The organism is Sphingobium fuliginis (assembly GCF_004152845.1).
Taxonomy (GTDB): domain Bacteria; phylum Pseudomonadota; class Alphaproteobacteria; order Sphingomonadales; family Sphingomonadaceae; genus Sphingobium; species Sphingobium fuliginis.
Genome location: NZ_SEON01000008.1, coordinates 228,186 through 235,086, shown reverse-complemented (window position 1 = coordinate 235,086; position 6,901 = coordinate 228,186). Strand labels below are relative to the sequence as shown.

The window sequence follows — 6,901 nt, the reverse complement described above, 5'->3', positions numbered from 1 at the left end:
TAGCGGGGTGATCGGCGTCTAAAAGGGACCCCTCATTTCGATAGCTTACACAGTCGCGTGGAAGTTCATGCGGCGAGATCGGGATGTTGGTTTTGGAGACAGTGGTTCGTATCCGGCGTGAGTATGCCGGCGGGAAGGCGATCAAGGCGATCGCGCGTGATCTGCATGTGTCGCGGTAGGTAATCCGCAAGGCGATCCGAGCGCCTGAAGGCGCATTTGATTATCGACGCAAGGTTCAGCCGCTGCCGCGGATCGGTCCGTTTCAGGATCGGCTGGATGTGCTGTTGGAAGAGAACGAGGTACGGGGCCGGCGTGACCGGCTTCGGATGCCCCATATCCACGACCTTCTGGTGCATGAGGGTTTCGAGGGCTCTTACGATGCCGTGCGCCGCTATGCGGCACGGTGGAAGATCGAGCGGCGCAGGGATGTCGGCGACGGGACGACGGCCTTTATTCCGATGCTGTTCCAGCCCGGCGAGGCCTACCAGTTCGACTGGAGCCACGAGGATGTCGAGATCGCCGGCAAGCCGATGCGGGTAAAGGTCGCGCACATGCGGCTGTGCGCGTCGCGGGCGGTGTATGTCCGAGCCTATCCACGCGAGACCCAGGAGATGCTGTTTGACGCGCATGCGCGCGGCTTTGCCTTTTTCGGCGGCGTGCCCAGGCGCGGCATCTACGATAATATGAAGACGGCGGTGACGAGCGTGTTCACCGGTAAGGACCGGGTGTTCAACCGGCGGTCCCTGATCATGGCCGACCATTACATGGTCGAGCCCACGGCCTGCTCGCCGGCGGCGGGCTGGGAGAAGGGCCAGGTCGAGAACCAGGTGCAGACCATCCGAGGGCGCTTCTTCCAGCCCCGTCTGCGGTTCGCCAGCCTCGAGGAGCTCAATGGCTGGCTGGAAGCTGAGTGCCGGCGCTGGGCCGAACGACAAGCCCATCCTGAGCAGGGCGACCAGACCGTGGCGCAGATGCTGGAGATGGAACGCCCTGCATTACAGTCGATGCTGGGGCCGTTCGATGGCTTCAACGAGAGCGAGCACGGCGTGTCGGGCACCTGCCTGATCAGCTACGATCGCAACCGATACTCGGTCCTCTCGACGGTGGCGCGGCGCACGGTGCAGGTTCGGGCCTATGCCGACCGCATTGTCGTGCGATGCGGCGATGAGGTCGTCGCCGAGCATCCCCGCTTCTTCGGGCGGAACCGCACCATCTATGATCCCTGGCACTATCTGCCGGTGCTGGCCCGCAAGCCCGGCGCTTTACGCAACGGCGCCCCTTTCCAGGACTGGGAGTTGCCGCCAGCCTTGGCGCGGTTGCGACGCAAGCTGGGCAACGGCGATGATTCTGACCGGCGGTTCGTGCGCGTGCTGGCGGCCGTGCTGACCGACGGCCTGGAACTCGTCGAGGCCGCCGTGCGGGAGGCGCTGGCGACCGGCACGGCGAGCGACGATCTGATCCTCAATATCCTGGCACGGCGCCGCGAACCGCCGCGACCGCTGACGATCGTCACTTCAGAGGACAATACCCTGCGGCATCCGCCGATCGCTGACTGTGCCCGTTACGACCAACTGAGGAACTTCCATGCAGCGGCATGACATGATCGACGCGATGCGCGGGCTTAGGCTCAAGGGGATGGCCGGCGCGTTCGATGAGGCCGTCACCACGGGCCTCCAGCGTCAGCGCACAACGATGGAGATACTGACCGATCTGCTGCGCGCGGAAGCAACGCACCGCCACGCGGCCTCGATCCGATACCGGATGGCGGCCGCCAAGCTGCCGGTGGTGAAGGATATCGATGCGTTCCGCTTCGAAGGGACGCCGATCAACGAGGGGCTGGTCCGTTCGCTGCACGGTGGCGCGTTCCTGCCCGCACGGCGCAATATTGTCCTGGTCGGCGGCACCGGCACCGGCAAGACCCATCTGGCCATCGCCATCACCGCCAATGTCGTTCGCGCCGGGGCGCGGGGGCGTTACTTCAACACCGTGGATCTGGTGACCCGCCTCGAAGAGGAAGCCCGGATCGGCAAAAGCGGCGCGCTTGCCGCCCAGCTCTCTCGGCTCGATCTCGTGGTTCTGGACGAGCTTGGCTATCTGCCATTCGCCCGTTCAGGCGGGCAGTTGCTGTTCCATCTCGTCAGCAAGCTTTACGAGCAAACCAGCGTCATCATCACGACCAACCTGGCGTTCGGGGAATGGCCGACCGTGTTCGGCGATCCCAAGATGACCACCGCTCTCCTCGATCGCGTCACCCATCATTGCGACATCATCGAAACCGGCAATGACAGCTGGCGCTTCAAGAACCGAAACTGATCCTCGCCGCAGGTCAGGATGAAGATGCTTTGCGCTGCGCGCGCCTCCGGTCGGGCTCCGCCCTCCCTACGCCGCGCGCAGCGCAAGGCGCGTTCCTTGACAGTCGTGCCATCCTTGAAAGGGGGTCCCGTTTGCACGCCGATTGACACTTGAGACGCCTGCCATGCAGGGCACGGCCACGTAACCTTGTCATCTCCGTCGTGGTAGCTGTCTCATCAATGAAGTGAAGCCGATGCCGCTCCTCGCGCATGCGTGGTTGTCGATCCAGGCGCCAACGCCGACGGGCTTGGGCCACATCATCGCGTCCGCATTCCGACGCCATCAGGGCTTTTTTATATCGAAAGCCCGCAGCAAGGAGCGCCCGTGACAGCGATGCCGGATGAACTTCAAGACCACTATGGGCTTTTAGCTTCGGAGCCAGTTCGGCCATCGCGATGTCTGACTTTTCATCAACCCAGCGGCTCAATATGCTGGCGTACGGAGCGAGCTTACCGGCACCTGGTGGGCGTCCCTGTTTGGCAGGGGAAGCTGGGCCGTCTTTGAAACCCTCTGTGCGAGTTTAACGGCACAGCTTGGACTAACCCCAAAACGCCGCGCTGCATCACGCCGCGAATAACCCGCTGATACATGCGCTGAAATCCGTTCCCGAAGATCGCTCGAATAGGCTTTTCCAATCATCCACCTCCAGCAGCGAATGAATCATAATTTGCCTGGCATGGGAATCCCCGCCGATTCCTATTTCACGCCAAACGCTCTAGGGAGACCTGTGCGCGGTTGGGCGTAAAGTTATGAAATCGCGCAGATATTCGATAACATTGTTGTGAATCTTGGATTGCGCGCGAAGGCAGCTCTCGTCGAAGCCGTTCTGCGCGAGCAGCCGCGCATTCTCGCGCGCCGAGCTGTCGCCGATGATTATGCGCAGGTCGAAATCTTCGTCCTGCGAGCGCTCGGCAAGGTGCGCGAGCACGTGCTTCAGGCCTGCGTCGATGCCGAGGTCGCTCCATTTGATATAGGAGTATTGAAGATAGAGGCTGCGCTCAGCGCCCTCGATCCATTCGGTTATACGCCGCGCATAGTTATCGGGTGACAGCAGAGGCTGAATACGGATCGGGCGGGGCGCCGAGGGAAGCCTGGCTGGCGCGACCGGCTCGGGCGGAGCGGCCAGATCGAGCGCTGCGCGATCTGCCAGCTCGTCGATCGAGACGAAGAGGTCGGGCATCGCGAGCGAGGTGCCGGGCTCTGCGGCATTGTCGGAGTCAGCCATGGCCTTGTCGTGGAGGATGTAGCGCTGGAACAGCTGGGCGAGCCCCGCATCCTCAGCGATAACATGCCATTCGCGGTTACCGCGCCGGAACATTGTGCGGGCATCGGCGGGCTTGCCGAGCGGGTCGAGTGGAGGCTGACTCGCCGGGGACCAGTTGCCGCTCGATAGCCACATCACCGTGTCGTCGCGGACCGCGACCTTGGGATGGTAGGCGGAGGGGAAGCGGCGGCTGGAGTTGCAGAAGATGATCGAGGCGCTGTAGCGGGCGCCGAGACGGCTTTCGAGCCGCTCCTGAATGCTTTCCTCCCCGTCTCCGAGGTTCTCGCGCAGGTCATCGTCAATAGTGAGGGCAACCTCAGCGTTGGCCGCCGTAACGGCGTCGATCAGGGCATTGGCGATGTAGTCGGCCGAGAAGTCGTACATTGCAACGGTGAGCCGCTCCTCGACGCCGCCGAGGAAGCCTTGCAGCGTCGTCCAGCCGGTGTCGGGGCCGGCATGACAGACCAGTGTTCCATGGAAGGTCACCTCTTCGTCGATGGGATCGCCCTCGATTCCTTCATAGCGCAGGGCCGAGGCAGCGGCGGCATCGAGGCCGGCCGCAACGGGCAGGCGGTCCTGCGCGAGCTCCAGCGCCTTCCACGGGTCAGCCTGGACGACATCAATGCGGACGCCTTCGACCGCTTCCGGCAGCCGTTCCTCCGGCAGCAGGCTTTCCGGCGGCAGCCAGCGGCGCACATAGGCGACGATCGCCGGCTCGCGGACGAGCGTGCCATCGATGACGGCGAATCCCGGCTCCGCCGCGAGGAAGCCGCGCGTCCGGGAGAGCTGGTGAAGATTGCGCTCGATGACTTTGGCGACGCTCGCCTTGGCCTGTGTCATCGGTCCTGCAATTCTCCGCAAAAGTGGGCTTTGAAAATTCCCTAGTTGGTGGCCCCTTCATCTCATTCTGCCGGGGCTAGCCCCGGCAGAATGAGATGAGCCGACATCGTCCTCATCTCCTTTGCAGACGCGGAGACGGGGCCGATGATCCGACTTGGAGAATTGATGATGATCCTCGAGCTACATCGGCAGGGCGTATCCATATCAGCCATCGCCCGACGCACTGGCCGCGATCCCAAGACCATCCGCAAATATATCGAACGGGGCGTCGAAGCTCCGGTCTATGGCCCACGCGCATTGGGACGGCCGAACAAGCTGGCGCCCTATCTGGAATTTCTGCGCGAGCGGGTGGCGGCCTTTCCCGATCTGACAGCGGCGCGCCTGACGCGGGAAATCCGTGAGCTGGGTTATATGGGCGCCTATACTGCCGTGAAGCGGTTCCTGGCCGCGATCCGGCCGGAAAACGGCCCCAAGCCCTTCGAGGTGCGGTTCGAGACGCCGCCAGGCGTGCAGGCGCAGATCGACTTCGCCCGGTTCGTCGTTGATTTTACCGATGAGCCTGGCGTCAGCCGGATCGTCTGGCTGTTCAGCCTGGTGCTGGGGCATTCGCGCTTCCTGTTTGCACGCTATGTCATGCACCAGGATCTCCAAACCCTGTTGCGCTGTCATATACAGGCCTTTGAAGCGATCGGAGGCGTCCCGATCGAGATCCTCTACGATCGCATGAAAACCGCCGTGACCGGGGAAGACGATCAGGGTCACATCATCTACAATCGATCATTGCTGGCTCTGGCGGGGCATTATCGCTTCGTTCCGCGCGCCTGTCGTCCCTATCGGGCCAAGACCAAGGGAAAGGTCGAGCGGCCGTTCAGCTACATCCGCAAAGACTTCTTCCTCGGGCGGAGTTTCCGCAATCTGGAAGATCTCAATGTCCAGCTTATCGACTGGCTCGATACCGTCGCCAACGTCCGTGTCCACGGCACGACGCAGCGGATCATCGCCGACGCCTTTGCCGCCGAGCAGCCTGAGCTGCAACTGCTCCCAGCAGAGCGCTTCGATGCCGTGCTGAAGCTGGAGCGCCGCGTCAGCCACGACGGCATGGTCTCCGTCGGCGGCAACTATTACAGCGTTCCCGATCGCACCCGCCGCGTCGTCGAAATCCAGCAGTTGCCCGACAAGATCCGGATCATCGACCTGGGCCAGGTCATTGCCGAGCATCCTGTCCTGGAGGGGCGCCGACAGTACAGGATCGATCCTGTGCATCGAACCGGAGGCAGCGGGGCCAAGCGTCGTCACCACGCAAAGGATGCAATCACCATTGGCCGTATCGGCGAGCATGTCGCTGTGCGCTCCCTGGCGATCTATCAGGCGATCGGCAGCCAACTGGCCCGAGGAGAACGGCCATGAGCCATGGGGGTGCTGCGTCTCGCGTTGATAATATCCGCCGCAGTCTGGTCCATCTTAAAATGCCGCGCGCCCTGGAAATGCTCGACGCCACCCTGCGCGGGATCGAGCAGGGCAAGATCGATGGCGTTGAGGCGATCGACATATTGCTGAACGAAGAACTGTCGCTGCGGGAGAACCGCAGGATCAAGGCGGCCCTGCGCATGGCCAGGCTGCCGATCATCAAGACGCTGGACGGATATGACTTCTCCTTCCAGCCATCGCTCGACCGCAACCGGATCCTGGCGCTGGCCGGCCTCGACTTCATCAACCGGGCCGAGGTCGTGCATCTGCTGGGGCCGCCGGGCACCGGGAAAAGCCACATCGCGACCGCCCTCGCAGTCGAAGCCGTGAAGGCAGGCAAAAGCGTCTACTTCATCCCGCTTGCCGATCTGATCGCTGCGCTGGCCAAGGCTGAACGCGAAGGAACGTTGCGCGAAAGGATCCGCTTCCTGTGCCGCTCCTCCCTGCTCGTCGTCGATGAGATCGGATATCTCCCTGTCACGCCGGGCGGCGGCAACCTGTTCTTCCAGCTCGTCAACGCCCGATACGAAAAGGGCGCCATGATCCTCACATCCAACCGCGGCTTTGCGGAATGGGGGGATGTCTTTGGCGATCCTGTGGTGGCGACGGCCTTGTTGGACCGCCTCCTTCACCATGCCGTTGTCATCCAGATCGAGGGCTCGAGCTATCGTATGCGACAGCACGCCGACCTGCTGCCTGAGCATGCGCGCGCAACTCCATCCATCAACCCACCGCCCTTGCCGAAACGGCGCGGCCGACCACCAGCAAAGGAAAAGCCAGATCTCCATCACGGCTGATCACCGGCACAGACCGTCCCGCCAAACTAGGGAATTTTAGATGCCCACTTTTGCGGAATCTTCGGTGCCCGTTGACAGGCCTGCTCATCCAGGATCTGCATCGCCGGTCCCCCCAACGTAGCGCATCGAACAAGATATGCTTGATCCGCGACTCCCTAATGACAAGTCATACCTCATTACT

General features: G+C 62.6%; 4 protein-coding genes and 1 pseudogene. 4 read left to right on the top strand and 1 reads right to left on the bottom strand.

Annotated features, from left to right (window positions below; genetic code table 11):
- The first annotated feature begins 83 nt into the window (after positions 1 to 83).
- Both istA (EWH10_RS18370) and istB (EWH10_RS18365) read left to right on the top strand, forming a co-directional pair.
- Positions 84 to 1,598 (top strand): annotated as a pseudogene (gene istA / locus EWH10_RS18370) (IS21 family transposase).
- Entirely contained in the window at positions 1,585 to 2,313 is a 729-nt protein-coding gene (gene istB / locus EWH10_RS18365) for an IS21-like element helper ATPase IstB (RefSeq protein WP_025552193.1), read from the top strand. Before istA (EWH10_RS18370) ends, istB (EWH10_RS18365) begins: the two are co-directional and overlap by 14 nt.
- A 754-nt stretch (positions 2,314 to 3,067) precedes the next feature.
- On the opposite strand, the gene EWH10_RS18360 is transcribed toward istB (EWH10_RS18365), so the two are convergent.
- Positions 3,068 to 4,456 (bottom strand): phospholipase D-like domain-containing protein, encoded by a 1,389-nt coding sequence (locus EWH10_RS18360; RefSeq protein WP_025552194.1) that lies wholly within the window; start codon positions 4,454 to 4,456, stop codon positions 3,068 to 3,070.
- Between the two features lie 144 nt (positions 4,457 to 4,600).
- Between EWH10_RS18360 and istA (EWH10_RS18355) the strand changes: the two genes are divergently transcribed.
- Both istA (EWH10_RS18355) and istB (EWH10_RS18350) read left to right on the top strand, forming a co-directional pair.
- On the top strand, positions 4,601 to 5,863 hold the full coding sequence (gene istA / locus EWH10_RS18355) for an IS21 family transposase (RefSeq protein WP_130030154.1): 1,263 nt from the start codon (positions 4,601 to 4,603) through the stop codon (positions 5,861 to 5,863).
- Complete coding sequence (gene istB / locus EWH10_RS18350) at positions 5,860 to 6,720, top strand: IS21-like element helper ATPase IstB (protein WP_013041154.1); 861 nt, start codon at positions 5,860 to 5,862, stop codon at positions 6,718 to 6,720. The genes istA (EWH10_RS18355) and istB (EWH10_RS18350) overlap by 4 nt, the downstream gene beginning before the upstream one ends.
- Positions 6,721 to 6,901 lie beyond the last annotated feature (181 nt).